This window comes from Anaerobacillus sp. ABD4_527 (assembly GCF_056160805.1).
This window is the reverse complement of the sequence record NZ_JBSWXZ010000001.1, coordinates 2026312-2044606: the sequence shown is the minus strand read 5'-3', so window position 1 is coordinate 2044606 and position 18295 is coordinate 2026312. Positions and strand designations below refer to the sequence as shown.

18 protein-coding genes are annotated in these 18295 nt (G+C 41.7%); 16 read left to right on the top strand and 2 right to left on the bottom strand.

Annotation, left to right across the window (positions count from 1 at the left end):
- Positions 1 to 3: 3 nt before the first annotated feature.
- From rfbB to pssE, 11 genes are all read left to right on the top strand, one after another.
- Complete coding sequence (rfbB, locus tag ACXAHI_RS10550) at positions 4 to 1008, top strand: dTDP-glucose 4,6-dehydratase (protein ID WP_474847561.1); 1005 nt, start codon at positions 4 to 6, stop codon at positions 1006 to 1008.
- A 30-nt stretch (positions 1009 to 1038) separates the two neighbouring features.
- Positions 1039 to 1953 (top strand): glycosyltransferase family 2 protein, encoded by a 915-nt coding sequence (locus ACXAHI_RS10545; RefSeq protein WP_474847559.1) that lies wholly within the window; start codon positions 1039 to 1041, stop codon positions 1951 to 1953.
- Between the two features lie 24 nt (positions 1954 to 1977).
- Positions 1978 to 2679 (top strand): CatB-related O-acetyltransferase, encoded by a 702-nt coding sequence (locus ACXAHI_RS10540; RefSeq protein WP_474847557.1) that lies wholly within the window; start codon positions 1978 to 1980, stop codon positions 2677 to 2679.
- A 55-nt stretch (positions 2680 to 2734) separates the two neighbouring features.
- Positions 2735 to 3061, top strand: coding sequence for a helix-turn-helix domain-containing protein (locus tag ACXAHI_RS10535; RefSeq protein ID WP_270180235.1), 327 nt, complete (start codon positions 2735 to 2737; stop codon positions 3059 to 3061).
- Between the two features lie 14 nt (positions 3062 to 3075).
- Positions 3076 to 4560, top strand: coding sequence for a right-handed parallel beta-helix repeat-containing protein (locus ACXAHI_RS10530; RefSeq protein ID WP_474847555.1), 1485 nt, complete (start codon positions 3076 to 3078; stop codon positions 4558 to 4560).
- Between the two features lie 105 nt (positions 4561 to 4665).
- Complete coding sequence (locus ACXAHI_RS10525) at positions 4666 to 5787, top strand: glycosyltransferase family 4 protein (protein ID WP_474847553.1); 1122 nt, start codon at positions 4666 to 4668, stop codon at positions 5785 to 5787.
- A 16-nt stretch (positions 5788 to 5803) separates the two neighbouring features.
- Positions 5804 to 6673, top strand: coding sequence for a dTDP-4-dehydrorhamnose reductase (gene rfbD / locus ACXAHI_RS10520; RefSeq protein WP_474847551.1), 870 nt, complete (start codon positions 5804 to 5806; stop codon positions 6671 to 6673).
- Positions 6674 to 6686: 13 nt separating this feature from the next.
- Positions 6687 to 8099 carry an O-antigen ligase family protein gene (locus ACXAHI_RS10515; protein ID WP_474847550.1) on the top strand — a complete coding sequence of 471 codons (1413 nt, stop codon included), beginning with the start codon at positions 6687 to 6689 and terminating at the stop codon, positions 8097 to 8099.
- A gap of 89 nt (positions 8100 to 8188) precedes the next feature.
- Positions 8189 to 9343 carry an NAD(P)-dependent oxidoreductase gene (locus ACXAHI_RS10510; RefSeq protein ID WP_474847548.1) on the top strand — a complete coding sequence of 385 codons (1155 nt, stop codon included), beginning with the start codon at positions 8189 to 8191 and terminating at the stop codon, positions 9341 to 9343.
- 40 nt (positions 9344 to 9383) lie between these two features.
- Positions 9384 to 9833 (top strand): PssD/Cps14F family polysaccharide biosynthesis glycosyltransferase, encoded by a 450-nt coding sequence (pssD, locus tag ACXAHI_RS10505; protein ID WP_474847546.1) that lies wholly within the window; start codon positions 9384 to 9386, stop codon positions 9831 to 9833.
- Positions 9830 to 10330 (top strand): PssE/Cps14G family polysaccharide biosynthesis glycosyltransferase, encoded by a 501-nt coding sequence (gene pssE / locus ACXAHI_RS10500; protein ID WP_474847544.1) that lies wholly within the window; start codon positions 9830 to 9832, stop codon positions 10328 to 10330. The genes pssD and pssE overlap by 4 nt, the downstream gene beginning before the upstream one ends.
- 35 nt (positions 10331 to 10365) lie before the next feature.
- On the opposite strand, the gene ACXAHI_RS10495 is transcribed toward pssE, so the two are convergent.
- Positions 10366 to 12027, bottom strand: coding sequence for a right-handed parallel beta-helix repeat-containing protein (locus ACXAHI_RS10495; protein ID WP_474847542.1), 1662 nt, complete (start codon positions 12025 to 12027; stop codon positions 10366 to 10368).
- Between the two features lie 337 nt (positions 12028 to 12364).
- Here ACXAHI_RS10495 and ACXAHI_RS10490 point away from each other — a divergent pair, with 337 nt between their 5' ends.
- The 5 genes from ACXAHI_RS10490 to ACXAHI_RS10470 are packed head-to-tail and all read left to right on the top strand — an operon-like array spanning position 12365 to position 16757.
- Complete coding sequence (locus tag ACXAHI_RS10490; RefSeq protein ID WP_474847540.1) at positions 12365 to 13492, top strand: nucleotidyltransferase family protein; 1128 nt, start codon at positions 12365 to 12367, stop codon at positions 13490 to 13492.
- Positions 13489 to 14274: a hypothetical protein gene (locus ACXAHI_RS10485; RefSeq protein WP_474847538.1), complete on the top strand. Its 786-nt coding sequence runs from the start codon at positions 13489 to 13491 to the stop codon at positions 14272 to 14274. Before ACXAHI_RS10490 ends, ACXAHI_RS10485 begins: the two co-directional genes overlap by 4 nt.
- Positions 14274 to 14534 carry a PqqD family protein gene (locus tag ACXAHI_RS10480; protein WP_474847536.1) on the top strand — a complete coding sequence of 87 codons (261 nt, stop codon included), beginning with the start codon at positions 14274 to 14276 and terminating at the stop codon, positions 14532 to 14534. Before ACXAHI_RS10485 ends, ACXAHI_RS10480 begins: the two co-directional genes overlap by 1 nt.
- Positions 14531 to 15004: a signal peptidase I gene (locus ACXAHI_RS10475; RefSeq protein ID WP_474847534.1), complete on the top strand. Its 474-nt coding sequence runs from the start codon at positions 14531 to 14533 to the stop codon at positions 15002 to 15004. Before ACXAHI_RS10480 ends, ACXAHI_RS10475 begins: the two co-directional genes overlap by 4 nt.
- Positions 14982 to 16757 (top strand): ABC transporter ATP-binding protein, encoded by a 1776-nt coding sequence (locus ACXAHI_RS10470; protein WP_474847532.1) that lies wholly within the window; start codon positions 14982 to 14984, stop codon positions 16755 to 16757. The genes ACXAHI_RS10475 and ACXAHI_RS10470 overlap by 23 nt, the downstream gene beginning before the upstream one ends.
- A gap of 110 nt (positions 16758 to 16867) precedes the next feature.
- On the opposite strand, the gene ACXAHI_RS10465 is transcribed toward ACXAHI_RS10470, so the two are convergent.
- Positions 16868 to 18292 carry a peptide MFS transporter gene (locus ACXAHI_RS10465; protein WP_474847530.1) on the bottom strand — a complete coding sequence of 475 codons (1425 nt, stop codon included), beginning with the start codon at positions 18290 to 18292 and terminating at the stop codon, positions 16868 to 16870.
- Between the last annotated feature and the right edge of the window lie 3 nt (positions 18293 to 18295).

The window sequence follows — 18295 nt, the reverse complement described above, 5'->3', positions numbered from 1 at the left end:
GACGTGAAGGTGTTGGTGACAGGTGGTGCGGGATTTATCGGAAGTAACTTTATCCATCATTTGTTTGAAAAGCATCCTACGTACTCGATCATCAATGTCGATGCGTTAACGTATGCAGGTAACCTTGAAAACTTAAAACAAATTGAACATGATGACCGCTATACGTTCGTGCATGCTGACATTAGTGATCGGGAAGCGATGGCACAAGTTTTTAAGACTCACTCGATAGACGCTGTTGTAAACTTCGCGGCAGAATCACATGTTGATCGAAGTATCGAGCATCCAGAAAGCTTCGTGAATGCGAACATCATCGGTACGCATGTGTTGCTTGATTTAGCAAAAACGTACGGTGTTAAGTTCGTGCAGATCTCGACTGATGAAGTGTACGGTTCTCTTGGTGCAGAAGGATATTTTCATGAAGAGATGGCCCTTTCACCATCAAGTCCATACTCAGCATCGAAAGCTAGCGCTGATTTACTTGCACTTTCGTATTTCAAAACATATGGGTTAGATGTTTGTATTACGCGATGCTCCAACAACTATGGTCCTTATCAGTTTCCAGAGAAGCTGATTCCTCTGATGATTTCGAATGCATTCGAAGGTAAGGAACTGCCGATTTATGGTGATGGACAGAACGTAAGAGATTGGCTTCATGTTGACGATCATTGCTCTGCGATCGACCTTGTTCTGCACGGTGGTAAGGCAGGTGAGGTCTACAATATAGGTGGAAACAACGAACGAAAGAATATCGAGTTAGTAGAAGAGTTAGTTAAGAAAGTTGGCTGTTCCCGGGATTTGATCACGTTCATTAAAGATCGTCCTGGTCATGATCGGCGCTACGCGATCGATGCAACGAAAATCTCGACTGATCTTGGCTGGAAACCACGCTATTCGTTCGATGAAGGAATAGAAGAAACCGTTAGATGGTATGAAAAGAACCGAGGTTGGTGGGAAAGGGTTAAGACTGGTGAATATGTTTCTTATTATGTAAAGCAGTATCAACCTTGATCAAAATATGACTTATTGAGAGGGAGTTAAATGAAGCGTACACCTTCCGTTTGTATGATTATCGTAAATTACAACAATGCGAGTGATACGATCGAGTGCCTTGAGTCACTTGAGAAGGTCAACTATCCAAACTATGAGGTGATCGTAGTAGATAATTGTTCCTCTGAAAGAGAGGAGCTAGATACGTATCTGTCAAAAAGTAGGTATCGTCTACTTCAACTTGAAGAAAACCTTGGATTTGCTGGGGGAAATAATGCGGGGATCAAACTTGCTCTAGAAGCGTTTCCGGAACTCGATTACTTGCTCCTATTAAACAACGATACGATCGTCGATCCTGATTTCCTTGGCCCTCTCGTTGAAGAATGTGCTTCGAGTCCTGATATAGGAGGATGCTGTTCTCATATTAACTACTACGATCGACCTGAAGAGACGTGGTATAGCGGTGGTGGAATTCGATGGCTGATCGGTACACCGTTTCATAAAGAAGACGTACGGCAGGAGCGAGATGCAACAGATGAAGGGTTCTTAACTGGCTGTGTGTTTCTTTTCCCTGTTCATCTCATCGAAGAAGTCGGTTATCTTCCTGAAGATTACTTTTTATATTTCGAAGATGTGGCTTATAGTCTCGAAATAAAAAAAGCAAACTATCGATTGCGGTATGTTCCACAATCTCTCGTCTATCACAAAGTTCAAGCGACAACTGGCTACCGTTCTCCTCTCTCAAACTATTATGGAACACGCAACAACCTTCTTTTCATGTCGAGGTATGCGAAGAAAACGATCTATCCGATCTTTTTCGTTTATTTTATTGTGAAGAACGCAGTAAAGTACGTGCTCTATTTTCTAAAAGGGAAAGAGTTTTATAGTATTCGTGAAGCCATCGTTTCTGCTTTTATCGATTACTTCAGACGAGCGATGGGCAAACGAGTTCAGAAAGCCAATTAGGAATAGGAAGAGGGGGGGAAAGGTATGAAGTTCCTAAAGAAGTCTATTCCACACTCCGTAAAAAATTGGTTTAAGTTGAAGAAGTTCAAACAGCTTCATTCAGCAGTCTACATTGGACCAGGCGTTCAGATCGACCCGAATACGACGAGAATGGGCAAACATTGTGGAATCAACGATTACTCTAGGGTGTCTCACTCTACGATCGGTGATTATACGTATGCTTCTAGAAACAATAACATCATGAATAGCACGATTGGGTCTTATTGCTCGTTCGGACCAGGTTGCCAGATGGGTCTCGGTTCCCATCCTGCCCATTTCGTTAGTACTTCTCCTATTTTTTATTCATCGTTCGGCCAACTAAATAACGAAACGTGGGTCGATAAAGAGTATTACGATCACTTCGAAGGGGTTACGATTCGCGATAATGTTTGGCTCGGTGCGAACGTCATCGTATTAGACGGTGTAACAATTGGGGAAGGGGCGATCGCTGCTGCAGGGTCGATCGTAACGAAAGATGTTCCTCCGTATGCGATTGTGGGCGGGGTACCTGCAAAAGTACTGAAATATCGTTTCGATGAAGAAACGATCGAGAAACTCGTTTCTCTTAACCTATTTTCAAAAGGAGAGGAATGGTTGAAAAAGCATTTAACGGGGGCAGTCACACCAGCAGATTTATTCAACGATGTAGCCGTAGAAAACAAAGCGAGTGAAAAGCTCTATGGTTGAGATGAGTAAAGGAAAGGTGCCAGCTGTCTGTTGGGATGAGGGGGAACTCTCTCACATGGTAGGAGAAAATGTAAGGAAGATTAGAAGGGAAAAGGGGATTTCATTATCTGTTCTCGCTGAGCGTGCGTTAGTTTCAAAATCTTACCTTAGCAATATTGAACGAAACCTTAAGACGAATCCGACGATCGATGTGCTATTACGTGTCAGTAAAGTGCTCGAAGTCGATTTATATGACTTACTGGATGTCGACCGGTTATCGCTATCGAATGAGCTGACTGGAGTCGTACAACTTGCTCATGAAGAAGGGATCACAACGCAGCAGCTCAGTGAGTATAAGATCCTATTCGATTTTATCAAATGGCACAGTCAGCAGGAGAATTGAGTTAGGAGGGAGCTATGGTTGTAAAATGGCTTGTTTCCCTTTTCCTTGTCTTTGTCGCCGTATTCATACTCGTTCTTCCAAAAGGGTATGACATTCAGGCATCGATCGATCAGAAACATAGAGAGGGAGGAGGGGCTGTAGAGCTACCTCCTAGAACTATTTATCTAGAAGACACAATCGTTCTAAGATCAGGTGTGCATTTAAAAGGGGCGGAGAATGGTCAAACCATTCTTAAGATCAAAGCGAAGATTCATGGTGAACTTAACCGTGCTAAGTTACTAGAAGCAGAAGAAGGTGCAGTTGATGTGAAAGTTAGTAACATCACATTCGATGGTGACAAACAAAATAGAGAATCGTTGATCGATGATCCTAGTGCACACACGATCAGTTTTCCGTTCGTAAAAAACTTCGAAATCTATGATACTACTATCATCAATTCAGCAGGTGCCTCGATCGTTCTCTATAATGCTGAAGATGGTCTTGTTGAGAACAATACGATTATAGACAGTGGCTCTAATGGAATACTTGGGCTTCAGGCTATGAAAAACATTGTCGTTAAACGTAACAGGATCAAACAGGTAGATTATCAGAACGGAATTTATTTTAGCTATCAGGAAGGTAAATCGAGTGAAAACATCATAATCGAAGAAAATACGGTCGAGAATGCTGGAGACTTTGGTATTGAAGTTGGCCATAACGTTAAAGAGGGTGACACCCCTCACCGTCAAATTGTGATAGCACGGAACACTGTCCTACATTCTCAAAACGCAGGCATTGCCTTTCGCACAGTCAGCCAGGGGCGAATTGAACATAACACGATCGAAGGGTACGGCAAGACCGGTGGGTATGGTGGAGATGGAATCTTTGTTGAAGGTGGATTTAATAAGGCGTATGACGTCTCTATTACAGACAATATCGTGAAACAAACTTATGAGAGTGGAAATGCTAACGGTATTTACATTACTGGAATTGATGGGGCATCAGTCGAAAAGAATACCGTATTGAACAGTAACGGAAAAGGCATATTTGTTCAGGCTTCTAACTTAGGGGAAGTAACGGCAGATTTTAAAGATGGTTTACGAGAATACGAGCGAATCACAATTAAACAAAACGAGATTTTCGAAGGTAAGAACGAAGGAATCCACTTACAAGGAGCGGGTTCAGAGAATAATGAAATCATTGATAACCATGTGAAAAGGAACCGGTCAACAGGTATTTTTGTCGCAAACATCCATCGTAGCAGTGGACTCGCTATAGAAGACAATAAAGTCACAGATAACGAAGCGAACGGGATCGAAGTTTACAATCAGGATGATTTGCGGCTAGATGAGAATACTGTGGAAAGTGGTGGGAAAGCTGCAATCAAAGTAGTGAGCACACGCTATGGCCAAATTACGAACAATACGCTTCGAATCGCTGATGTTGATGGGGCGTATGTACCAATCATCATTGAGAGTTCTGAAGCTATCGAAACACAAAATAACATAGAATCATACTAATTTGTTCTTTTTATAGAATTAAATCATTCGCTATATTGTACAATAGTGAAACTGATGTTACAATCGTTCTATATAGAGAACATACGAGAGGACGGTGAAAATGCGATGAACGTGCTGCATGTTGTCAGGCAGTTTCGACCTTCAATTGGCGGGATGGAAAGCTTTGTTGAGAGTCTCGCTTTGCATTTGAAGCAGAAGGGCATTGATTCTGACGTACTTACACTGGACCGAGAGTTTGCTACTGGAAACAAACTTCCAACATCATCGATTGAAAATGGAATTCATGTAACGCGCATCCCGTATGTCGGTTCAAAAAAGTATCCTGTTGCGCTTTCTTCTATTTCCTATCTATCGAACTATGACCTCATTCATGTCCATGCCGTTGATTTTTTTATCGATTACTTCTCATGGTTGAAAGCAATCCATAAGAAACCGATCGTCCTTTCCACACACGGCGGATTTTTTCATACTCAAGATCTTGTACAGTTAAAGAAAGTCTATTTCCAAACGATGACGCGGATGAGTCTTATGCAAGCAGATCGTATCGTCGCTTGCAGCATCAACGATTACGAACTCTTTCAACCACTTGGGAAGAGAAAGACGGAAATTATCGAAAACGGTATCGACTTTGAAACGTACCATCGTGTTTCACACGTTAAAAAGCAACGAAATCGGTTCTTGTTTGTTGGAAGGTTTTCTCAAAACAAGAGGATCGATAAACTTGTGACGTTAATTCACTTCTTAAAAGATGAAAACCCGGATATCAGCCTTTGCATCGTAGGAAAAGATTTCGATAACTTGAAAGATGGCTTGATTAACAAAATCGCAGAGTATGAGTTAGAAGATTATGTGTCGATCAGAGAATCTTTGCCTAGTGAAGAACTTTTAGAAGAGATGGGGAAAGCTGAATACTTTATCTCGGCTTCCGCTTACGAAGGATTTGGCATGTCTGCATTAGAATCGATGTCTTCAGGAGCAATCCCGATCTTAAGTGATATTCCATCGTTTAAGAAAATGGTCGATCATGGAAAGAACGGCTACGTGGTCGATTTTACTGACGTTCAATCAGCTGCTCTTCACGTAAATGATGTGATTAAGATGTCAAACAAAGATCAATTAAAACAAGCAGCGATCGAAACTGCGAGAAACTATTCCTGGGCATCAGTTGTCGATCGATTCGAAAAGGTTTATAGGGATACGATTGAGCAAAGTGTAGTGCATCAATAGGATAGGCGGTGCTGAAATGAAAAAGGTGTTGATCACTGGAGCAAAGGGTCAGCTTGGAAGTGAGCTCGTTCCCATTTTATCAAGCCGAGGTTATCTCGTTTACCCGTTTGGAAGTCGTGAGTTAGACGTTACGAATCAAAGACTTGTGAATGAATCGGTTAAAAATGTAAATCCAAACGTTATCATCCACTGTGCAGCTTACACGAATGTGGATCAAGCTGAGTCAACTATTCAGCGTGCATTTGAAATTAACGCGGTCGGAAGTCGAAATGTTGCGGTTGCAGCGAGGAACGTGAACAGTAAGCTCGTTTATCTCAGCACCAACTACGTTTTCGACGGAATGAAGAGAACAGCTTATACAGAATACGACACTCCGAATCCAATCAATGTTTATGGAAGTTCGAAGTTGGCAGGGGAGCAATATGTGAAAGAATTCTCTCCAAATCACTTCATCCTTCGAACATCCTGGCTATATGGCGGAGACCATAAAAACTTCGTAACGATGATGCAGGATCTTGCTAAGAAGAAAGACTCGCTATCAATTGTAACCGATCAAATCGGAAACCCTACCTACACGTACGATCTTGCGAACAAGATGATTGAAATCTTTGAAACTGAGAAATATGGAACCTATCATGTGTCAAATAGCGGTCAATGCAGCTGGTTTGAATTCGCGAAGGAAATCTTTCATGTCTCCAACATCGCGATCGAGTTGTCACCAGTGACAACAGAAGAGTACGCTGCACCTGCACCTCGACCTAAAAACTCAACGATGGCACCGTTCAATTTAACGCTGAATAACTTTCTCGTTATGAGGAGGTGGGAAGAGGCGCTAAGGGAGTATGTGAAGGAGATCGAAAAGAAGGCCTTATGGAAAGTAAATTAGGAGGATGTCGCCGATGGATCACACGCTTCAGAAATTACCTGTTCCACTGATCTTAGGAATCCTTTTTCTTGCTGGTCTATCTGGTCTTATGTCCACCGTAAATCTCTTGGCCATGGTCGTCTTAAGCATCCCAGTAATGATTGTTCTCTTCTATCCTATTTCTATAGAAAGACTTATTACAGCGATTGCGCTCGTCATCTTCATCGATGTTTCGTTCATCGTCGTATCAGGTTCTTACATCCGAATCTACCAACTGTTGCTTACAGTCGTATGCGTAAAATTAGTAATTGAATATTTACTGCAAAAACGACAGCTATGGAAAGTCCCATTATTTTTTCTCATCAACCTGTGGGTGTTGAGTTACTTTCTGAGCTATCAACATATTCTGAGCATGAAGGATTTCTGGGTCTCGGTTATCGGACAGCTATTCTTGAACTTGTTTTTCTTTATATCCGTTCAATGCATTCGGGAAAAAGAGCTGTCTTTCTTCATGAAAATCGTAAAGTTCACGATCATATCAGGATTCATCGTCGTGGTTGTTGGGATCTTGCAGTGGATCGGTTTCTTTCTGGGAATTCACATCGGCATCAGTCACTATGATGCGATTGGGATTCCGAGACCATCTTCTTTTGCATACGAACCAGACTGGTTTGGCTTATTCGCAGCCTATACGTCTATCTGGTTCCTTGTCTTGTTTATCCGAAAAGATACAACGCTGTTTAGTGAGAAGTTTGTGCAGTATGCGATGGCACTCTCTTTCCTAGGCATCTTCATCAGCATGGCACGAGCGAGTATTGTAGCCTTCATATTCGCTGGTCTTTACTTACTTGTTGTAACAAAGAACATTCGAATACTGAAGATGGCAATTTCCGCAGCAACACTAGTCATGCTCTTACTCGTCGTTCTATTTGCTGTCGATCAGAACATTTTTAAAGAAATTACGAATCGCTTTAATCCCGCCACCTCTGTCAAAACTGATCGCGGTGCTGCAGATAGCCGTTTAGGTTCGATCGAACTCATGTGGGATTACATCCAAAAGCATCCCATCGTAGGAAATGGAAGCGGCGGAATGGCTTTACTATCAGAATTAGAAGAGAACAAAATCAAATATGCGGGCGGGGGAGATCTCAACACTGGAAAAGGAAATGCGAATATATTTTTATCGGTATTATTTGATACAGGTGTTGTAGGGTTAGCGATTTTTCTACTCATCATCAGCCGTATCATCTGGATGCTAAAACAAACCTATAATAAAAATGATTTTGTCTCATTAGGTCTCATTGGGTGCAGCATCCTGGTGTTAGTGAACTTCAACTTTAATAATGGTTTCCGGATGGGGTTCGTGTGGTTCCATCTTGCCCTCGTTGTTTCATACTTCCTTCTTAAGAAGCGAAAGAGAGAAGAAGAGAGAGAGAGAGCGATATGATTGACCGTTCTTTATAACGGTCTTGAGAGAGGTTAAGGAGGGAGAACGATATAAAAATTAGATCGGCTCGATTGGGAGGGTACTTGGTAATGAGAAAAAAAATAGGGGTTGTCGGAACAGGGTTTATTGGAACAGGTCTTATCAACTTACTACAGCAACATAAAGAACTAGCTGTTGGGAAAGTGCTGACAAGGAGAAATCTTTCTACTATCAAGAATATACCAAGGCACCTTCTAACAAATTCAGTCGATCGATTCCTCGATAGTGTCGATCTGATCGTGGAGTGTTCAGGAGATGTGCTTCATGGATCTTACGTAATCAATGAGGCGATGAAATGTTCATTACCTGTTGTAACGATGAACTCAGAATTGCAGATTACGACTGGATCCTACTTCGCCCAAAAAGGATTTATTACAGAGGCAGAAGGAGATCAACCTGGGTCGATCGCAGCACTTAGAGAAAATGTGTTGGAGATGGGTTTTACCCCTCTCGTATATGGAAATATCAAAGGCTATTTGAATGAAAACCCAACTCCTGATGAGATGGCCTATTGGTCAAAGAAAAATGGTATCAGTTTGGGGATGGTAACGTCATTTACTGATGGTACAAAGGTGAATATTGAACAAGTTCTCGTTGCGAATGGATTAAATGGAGCACTCCCGAACCATCGGTCTCCAGGACTCTCTGCAAAGAGTGTTGAAGAGGGAGGGAATACACTAGCAGCTGATGCAAAGGAGATAGGGCTTCCGATCAGTGATTACATATTGTGTTCTTCTGGCCCTCCGGGGGTTTTTATAACAGCTGAACATAATCGTAATCAAGCAGCCGCGCTGAACTATTTAAAGATGGGGCAAGGACCGTACTACACGATCCTTCAGAATCATCATCTTTGCCACCTAGAAATCATCAAGACGATAAAACGAGTCTTAAGAGGCGGGGGGATACTATTAAATAACTCAACGAAGCCCACCTATAGTGTAGGTGCTACTGCAAAAAGGACGCTGTCGCCCGGAGCTAGGATTGAGAAAGGAATCGGTAGCTTTGATGTTAGGGGAACGGTGACGGAGATTTCAAAAAATCCAGATCATATTCCAATCGGGTTGTTATCACAAGCCACTTTGAAACGAACTGTGAAAGCAGGGGAAGAGCTGCAGTTTGACGATGTAACCATTCCACAAAGCATCGCGTTAGAAGCCTGGCGTAAAACGGTGCACGTTAACGGAAGTCTAATTCGTTCACTTTAACCAAACGTTTTGCCAATCTAAACGAATGGGAGATGTTTAGATGAAGATTTGTTTAGTAGGATCTAGCGGCGGCCATTTGATGCAGTTGTATCAGTTAGAAAAGTGGTGGGGAAAGCATGAACGCTTCTGGGTGACATTCGAAAAACAAGATAGCTGTTCATTGTTGAAAGATGAAAGGCGCTATTGGTGTCATTATCCTACGAATCGCAATATCAAAAACTTGATAAGAAACACCTTTTTGAGCTGGAGGGTTCTCATTAAAGAACGTCCGGATATTATTATTTCGACTGGTGCTGCACCTGCGATTCCATTCTTTTATATTGGAAAACTGCTGGGAAGTAAGCTGATTTATATCGAAGTGTACGACCGAATCGAACTTTCGACCCTTACTGGAAAAATCGTCTATCCTATTACAGATAAATTCATCCTTCAATGGGAGGAACAGAAGAAAATGTATCCTAAAGGTGAATTTTTAGGAGGATTATTATGATCTTTGTAACCGTAGGAACCCATGAGCAGCCTTTTGATCGATTAGTGAGTGAAATCGACGATCTGATTGAGAAAGGGATGATCAATGAAGAAGTTTTCGTTCAAATAGGGTATACCACCTATAAACCGAAGCACTTCGAGTATGAACCTTTGATAAGCTATGATCAAATGATCGAGAAAGCACAGCAAGCATCGATTATCATTACTCACGGAGGGCCTGGCAGCATTATGCTTCCTCTTTCGATGGGGAAGACCCCTATTGTTGTTCCAAGGCAAGCACAGTTTGCTGAACATGTCGATGATCATCAGGTGTATTTTGCAAAACGGTTGGAGCAGGAGAATCGAATCGTGACCGTTTTAGATATTTCGACGTTGAAAGATGCTATTCAATCTCTCGAAGCAAGAGACTCAGAGTTCGTTCGTGTGAGTGAAAACTCTAATCTTGATTATTTTATTGGAAGGTTGGATGAAATAGCAGTAGGACTTATTGAGGATTAAAAAACAGTGATGGGACTCCCTATCACTGTTTTACATTAGTTCGAGCGTATAGCAAACTGAACGATATTTTTAACAATACTTAAAACTTCATCGATGGTTTCACTATCTAGATTCTCAAGTCCATCCACTGCTTCTAAAAGTTTCTCTTCAAATTCAGCAGAGTCCTTTGGCTGGTAGGTAATGTCGGATTCGGTGTAATTTGGTGAATTAATCACTAGCTTCGATTTCGTGCCGCCTATTAGTCTAACGCCATCGTTTGTGACTCTTCCGTTTGTTTGTCTAACAACAATATAATAGAGTTGCGTAGGTGTATCTTGGTCATCCTTAAACGTATTTTCAGTAAGTGCGCCATTACCTACGGCAGTTAAGCGGACTCCTGATTGTCTATTCTCGACACCATCAACAGCCTGCCCATTGTTCACGAGCTTATTTTCATTGAGCAAAAAGTCTCGCTGTCTAAACATCCCGATGCCTTCGAAGGAGCTTGAAGTCACGGTATTTCTTTCAATCATAATTCCCCTGTTCTCATCATCAAGGTTTGCTATTAAGATCCCTTCTTCACCGCTGTTCGTGACGATGTTTCCAATTATTCTATTTTCTTGAGAAGCTTCTCCTTGAAACTGTATACCGACACCTTTAGGGTTTGAAATCTCGTTTTCTAGCACAGTAATGTTGTTGTATCTTCTCCTGCCGTTTGGAAAATCGCTTGTCGTCACTCCCATCACAGATGCTTGAGCAAAGACCCCTTTTCCATTGCTATTGACCAATTGGTTTCCTACCACGTTGACTTGATCTACTCCTGTAATGTAGATCGCATTTGCATTTCCAGTGGTATTGGTTTGTTTGACGATGTTATTCATGACGTTGACTTTTTCCGCACGATTCCTAAAGCCTTCAACGAAGATTCCGTCTCCTCCGTATCCTCCGTTCTTCCCGTATCCTTCAATCACATTATCTTCGATCAGTCCAAAGCTAACCGTTCTAAATGCGATCCCACTGTTTTGTGAGTTCACTACGCTATTATTTCGAACGACGATTTCTGTGTGAGCAGGGTCGCCTTCCGCTACAGTATGTCCAACTTCAATTCCAAAATCAGCAGCATTCTTTATCGTGTTGCCTTCGATCGTAATAGTAGAAGATGACTTACCGAGTTGGTAACTGAAAAAGATGCCGTTTTGGAAGTCAGTATTTTCAATGGTGTTATTGAGAACTGAGATGCTCCTACAATCTTGTAGGGCTAATATGCCATTTGATCCACTGTTCTTAATCGAACAATTCTTGATTGTCCCGTTAGTAGAATTGTAAAGAACGATCGAAGCACTAGCCGAGTTAATGATTTCGACTTGGTCTAGTTCGAATTGATTGCACCATGCAACTTCAACGGTATGTGCATAGGGATCATCGATAAGGTCTTCTCTACTATACTTAACGCCATCGAACGTTACGTTACTAATCTTGATGTTATCACTACGGTCCGCAATTAAGAGCTTGTGTCTAGCAGATGTGCCATTCGCGTCTTTAGGATTTATCTTGAGGATTGATTTTCCCTTGCCGGCGCCTTGTAAGTGAACACCAGCTTTCAAGATAAGAGGCTCAGTAAGAATATATGTGCATTCTTCTATAAGAACAGTGCCTCCACCTGAAGCGCTTGTACGATTAATTTGTTCTTGCAACAAACGTTGTGAACAAGCTTCCATATGTTGCTTCCTCCTTATATCTTTTAAAATAGATTGCTATTTACTAGTTTATGAATGCTTGAACGAAGTTGGACTAGTTATGAAGCTTGTTTTTTCCAAAAAATGAAAGTGTAACTAATTTGAATTTTTAGATAAAACATAGTTGAACTTGTTCATTCTGTGCGTTATAATGAACGTGTGAAGTAGAATAAGAGTGAAAGGGAGGTGGATTTATGAAGAAACCTTACGAAGCTCCTAAAGTTCTTGCACACCAAGCAATTTCGTTTGAAACAACGCAATCAGGTAGAAGAAGAAAGAGAGACGACGATTAATCTTTCCATTTAAGAGGAGGTGCGCTATGATCTTGTCTTTGCTTGAAAAGTTGTTCACTAATGAAGAGCTTGTAGAAGTGGAGGAAAGTGACTACATAGGTTTGGTACGTGATGTAGAAGTGTTCGCTATAAAGTCACAGATACATCATTATCTTAAGGATCGTACACAGACTGAAAGAGTAACTCAACTCCTCTCAGAGCAAGTGAAAGAATCTTCTCAGAGGGCAGCTTATCAGAATTTGATGCTTAGACATGAACTATTCCACCTCCTTGACGCGTTTGATTCAGAAGCCATTTCCGTAATTCCGTTAAAGGGTGTTATTTTCTCTGAAGAGTATTTTGGTGATTTTGCAGCAAGGGGGACGGCAGACATCGATCTGTTCATCCGTCCCTCCGAACTGCAAACGGCGATCGCGCTCGTAAAAGAACAAGGATTTACAAACGAGGAAGAAGAAGATCCCACGAACAATCATTGCACGTTTGTAAAAGTAAACGCTGGTTTAGCGGTATCAGTTGAACTGCACTGGAACCTAGATAAAGAATATTCGTCCAACGTTGATCCCGATATCTTCTGGGTGAATTCTGAGCCATACTCCGATTTTAAGTATGTCAGGGTGTTATCAAAGCAGGATACGTTGTACTATACGTGTTTACATGCTGCGAGACACAATATGGATTCAGTTAAATACTTCATAGACTTGCTTCAAATCATTACTACTTTTCCTTCTCATTTTGAATTCTCAGAGATTAGAAAACGGGCAAAACGAGATAAAACCTGGAGAAAAGTCAACGCTGTTCTCACTATTCTTTACCGTGAGTGTCGATTTCTTCAAAAAATCAAACCGTATCCGTACGCTACTTTTGTGTTCTGGAGCTTAGCTCTTGCTCGTCGAACTCACACAGGGAAGAAAAATATAGCTTACTATCTTTATCGATTTTATTTTGAGTACTTCCTCGTAGATACTCCTGGCTATTTGATCACTGGCATGAAGTGGGTTTACTATATCAATCCACCAAGGATGTATCTTACATACTTTCTTGGAGATAATCGAGAGTCGGTTTCGAAATGGACACTCTTAAAAGAGTACTATCGAGTGATGTTTCATCAACCGTTCAATTTTAAAAGTGTGAAGAGCAGGGGGGAGAGTTCATGAATATGGTCATGATTGAAATCGGAGAACACTTGTTAGCGATCGAGACTAGTTCAGATAAAGCGATGGGCTTTGTGAACGAAAATTTTAAGATTACACCAAATCCTGAAGGTGCTAGAGAACCACTAAAGGTGTCTATAGAATATGGCTACGGTTATCCTTTTACGAGTTTTGATGTAACAATACAAAAGGGTAACGGATCTGTCTTCTATGACCGCGGCGACTATCTCATCGAGGTAGACGAAAATTACGCTAAAGCGACCATAAAAGCGTATAACGACTTTGCGCTTAAACACGCATTGATGAACTTGTATAGTGCTTATATCGTTCATCATAAGTGGGGTCTTCTTATTCATTCCTCTTGTATAAAAGAGCATGAGAAAGCGTTTATCTTCACTGGACACTCTGGTGCAGGTAAATCGACCGTAGCCGAATTGTCGAGCCCGCGAACGATCTTATCTGATGAAGCTACAGTGGTGAAGGTTACGAGTGGTGATGTTCAGGCGTTTGACTCCCCCTTTAGAAGTGATACGGTGGCTTCTTTCTCTGAAAAACCGCTGATGCTTGCTGGAATCCAACTTCTTGAACAATCATCAAAAATCGAGAGAGTTAAGGTAGAACAAGCCGAGAGTGTTATAAAAATGCTCGATAAGATTTTTTATTGGGCGTATGATCCAGCAGAAACTCAAAAGTTATTTTCCCTTCTACAACAGCTTGTTCGAGTGGTACCTGTCTATAATCTTAAGTTTCAGAAGAATGATGCTTTCTGGGAGGAGATATCATAATGACTACTTATATTCGTAAAACGAATTTAGACGCTGTGGAAATGGAAGGAAACTGGGTGATTCTCCACCCGAGTGATTATACCGTGACGAAATTAAACGGAATCGGTGGTGAATGCTGGTCCCTTTTGAAAGAAAGGCAATCTGTAGGTTCTTTAAGGGAGGAAATTCAGCGTCACTATGACGTGCCTGATGATGTAGCGGAAAAGGATATTGAGGATTTCTTGAATCATATGTTGGATGCTGGCTTAGTCACAACATGAATGAGCATGCTACAATCCTACGTACTTTGATGAATGAACACGGTCAACTAGAGGTTCCTTCAAAAGGAATGAGTATGTATCCATTCATAAAAGAAGGTGACTGCTGCGTATTTGAAACGAAGGATCTCTCCCTCATCAAACGTGGTGACGTCGTTTTGTTTCAGTCGAGAGATGGCAATCTAACCGGACATCGGTTTATTAAATCTCATAAAAGCAGTACGAAACAATGGTTCATCTTCAAGGGAGACACGAATCTTTACCCTGATGCGCCTGTTCGGGAGAGTGAAATAATCGGCGTGTTAACGAGTATTAGTAGAAATAATAGAACGATTAGGATGAACAGTCCTCTTATCAAAGCATACAGTCTCTCGTTCAGCTATTTGCGGTTTTTCTCTGTTCTTGCACACATCTACGTGAACAAAATCCTAAAGAAAAGGGATCTTGCCGATGAACATTCTCGCTCGTATTAAAAGAAGCATTAGTGCAGGTGATATCCGTAGTTCATTAGCTTTTCTTTTTCCCTATATCAGAACGTACTGGAGAAGCTATTGCTTTCTCCTTTTTATTTTAGTTACTGATGTTTTTATCATTATTTTGTTTGCCTGGCTGATGCAGCATATAACGGACCAAGCCGTTCAAGGTAACTTTGATAGTCTTCTCACGCTATTTCTAATCGGTCTTGGGTCGCTATGCGTTAGTGTTTTTCTTGATTATTTTAATACGTATTTTAGAACGTCAACGGTAAGTCATGTGAAGAAAGATTTACGAATCGATATGTACCATCGTTTTCTATCGATGCCTTACGCATCTTTTTCAAAGAATCATTCAGGTAAACTTTTATCGAATGTAACGAATGATATCGATAAGATCAATGGAGCGGTTGGGGGCGTTTTGCTTAATCTTATCAGACTACCGATCATGATTCTTTCTGTGTTTGCCTATTTGATTTATCTCAACTGGCAGTTATCGATGATCTTCCTCCTTCTAGCCCCATTTACACTCGTTTGCGGACTTATTTTTGGTAAATTAATGAGAGATCGAAACCGAACGATTCATGGTAAAGTGGAAGACCTCCATATTACGCTAAATGATAGCTTTGCAGGAAATCTTGTTTTACGAGTCTTTAATCTAGAACAATTTTTCTCACGAAAATACAAAAAGAACTCTGATGAACTTTTCGACAACGAATTAAAAGAAGCTTCAATGCGAAGCTGGTTTAACTCTTCAGCTAACCTAGCTGGAACGATGTCCTTCTTCATAACGCTCGGACTTGGAGCTTTTCTTGTTTCAGATGGTGAGATTACGGTAGGTGTCCTTCTCGCCTTTGTAAGTCTCATGCAGCACCTTGTTTATCCTCTTACTGATTTAGCGGGTGAATGGGGAGGGTTTCAGCGTTCAATCGCCGCTGTGGAGCGAATTCAGGAGGCGATGGATGTTCCGCCTGAGATGGCCATTGGAGAAGTTGTTGATGAGGATAGGGCATTGTATCAGTGTATTGAGTTTAAGAATGTGGATTTTCAGTACCAGGGCTGTGAGAAGTTGTTTAAGAATTTCTCATTAACGATCCTGGCAGGCAAAGTCACGGCTCTCGTTGGGCCAAGCGGTGGCGGGAAAAGTACGCTTCTCCATCTTCTTCAAAGAGTTTATCGGGCTGAGAAGGGTGACATTCTATTCGACGGAAAGTCAGTCGAATCGATGTCCGTTTCACAACAAAGAAGTTATTTTTCCTATGTCCCTCAAGAAACATTTCTCTTCAGTGGAACAATTGAGGAGAACATCGCTCTAGGAAAGCCAGGAGCAAGTTCTAGAGAAATAATCGAAGCAGCTCAGAAGGCTAATGCTCACTCGTTTATTGTAGAGCTCTCTAAAGGTTACGACACGCAGGTAGGCGAGCGAGGAGCACGGTTGTCAGGAGGGCAAAAGCAGCGTATTGCCATTGCACGTGCGATATTGAGAGATGCACCAATCTTACTGTTAGATGAAGCGACTTCAGCGTTGGACAACGAATCTGAACGCCTCGTGCAAGAAGCGCTCGATCGGCTCATGATAGGGCGTACAACGATCATGATCGCTCACAGACTTTCTACAATTCAGCATGCGGATCATATCGTCGTGATCGATAACGGTGAGATCGTTGAATTTGGCACGCACGATGACCTCATTCGCTCGGATAATGTGTATGCTAACCTTTATCAGAAGAAGGCAGTGAGGCTAGCTCGTTAGACGGTGCCTGTCACCACCCGGTTTAGCTCGATTGGTGTCGAACAAAAAGAGGCGGTTCCCAACAATGGGGAACCGCCTCTTAAATGATTTCACGATTTCTTGGAATGCTATTAACTAGCTTGTTGAATCTTATTTCCGTGAACGTCTTCATCAACATGCATCAGCTTCTGAAGCTTCTTAGACATGAGCAATAGAATTACTCCTAGTCCAAGTGCTGCACCTCCAAGGTATACGAAGATTTCGAGATATCCTGCGGAAGTGGTTAGTGATGCGATATGACCTGCTAGGTAATTTGCGACTGAGTTACTCAAGAACCAAGCACCCATCAAGAGTGATGCGATCTTCACTGGTGACATTTTACTTACGAGTGAAAGACCGATCGGTGATAGTGCTAACTCTCCTAGTGTGTGCAAGAGGTATGTGAAGACCATGAACAGCATGCTAGCTTTAACTGTGATGCTTCCGTCGTCACTGCCTGTCATAAGAACTGCTGGGACCATAACCATGAAGCCTAGTCCGAGGAGAATGAGACCGAACGCCATTTTCGTTGGAATGGAGAAGTCTCCACGCTTCGTTTTAGATAGCTTGATCCATAGAGCAGAGATTACAGGAGCAAGTAATAGAACAAACAGTGGATTCAATGACTGGAACCAGGATACAGGAACTTCGTAACCAAATACTGTTCTGTCAATGAAATCACGTGTGTAAAGAGTAAAGGATGCTCCGGCCTGTTCGAAACCAGCCCAGAAGATAACAACGAATACTGCAAGGATAAGAATAACTGCTGTACGTTGTTTTTCAACTTTCGTAAGTGGTTTCGCTTTGCCTTTCACTGTAGGCGAAACTCTTTGAGAAGAAGGTTTTGTACCAACATCTCCAAGATACTTTTTCGCAAGCAAGTTAAATGTAAGCTGTCCGATAATCATACCGATTGATGACGCAAGGAAAGCATATTTAAAGCCAAACGTTTCAATTCCACCATCTGTTGAGTGGAAAAGGTCAGCGTATAGGAATCCTGCAACGAGCGGGGAAATAAGTGCCCCAAGGTTAATTCCCATATAGAAAATAGTAAAAGCTGAATCTTTACGTGGATCGTTTTTGGTATAAAGTTCACCAACAAGAGTTGAAATGTTGGGTTTAAAAAAACCGTTACCTAGAATCAATAATAGTAGTCCTAAATAAAGACCCCATTGCTCTTGTACTGCAAATAAGGTAAAATCACCCACGGCCATCGTTATACCACCGATGGTGATGGCTGTCCGTAATCCCATGAATTTATCGGTCAAGTACCCACCGATGAGTGGAGTAAAGTATACGAGACCTGCATATATACCGTATAGCTGAAGTGCTTTTCCATTATCCATACCAAGACCGCCGCTGATTAATTCAGCCGTCAAATATAGAATTAGAATGGATCTCATTCCGTAGTAGCTATAACGCTCCCACATTTCTGTGATGAATAGCAAGTATAAACCAGGAGGGTGTTTCCCCTTACCTTTACGCGGTTTCACCTTGCTGTCTACTGTGGTGTCCATGTT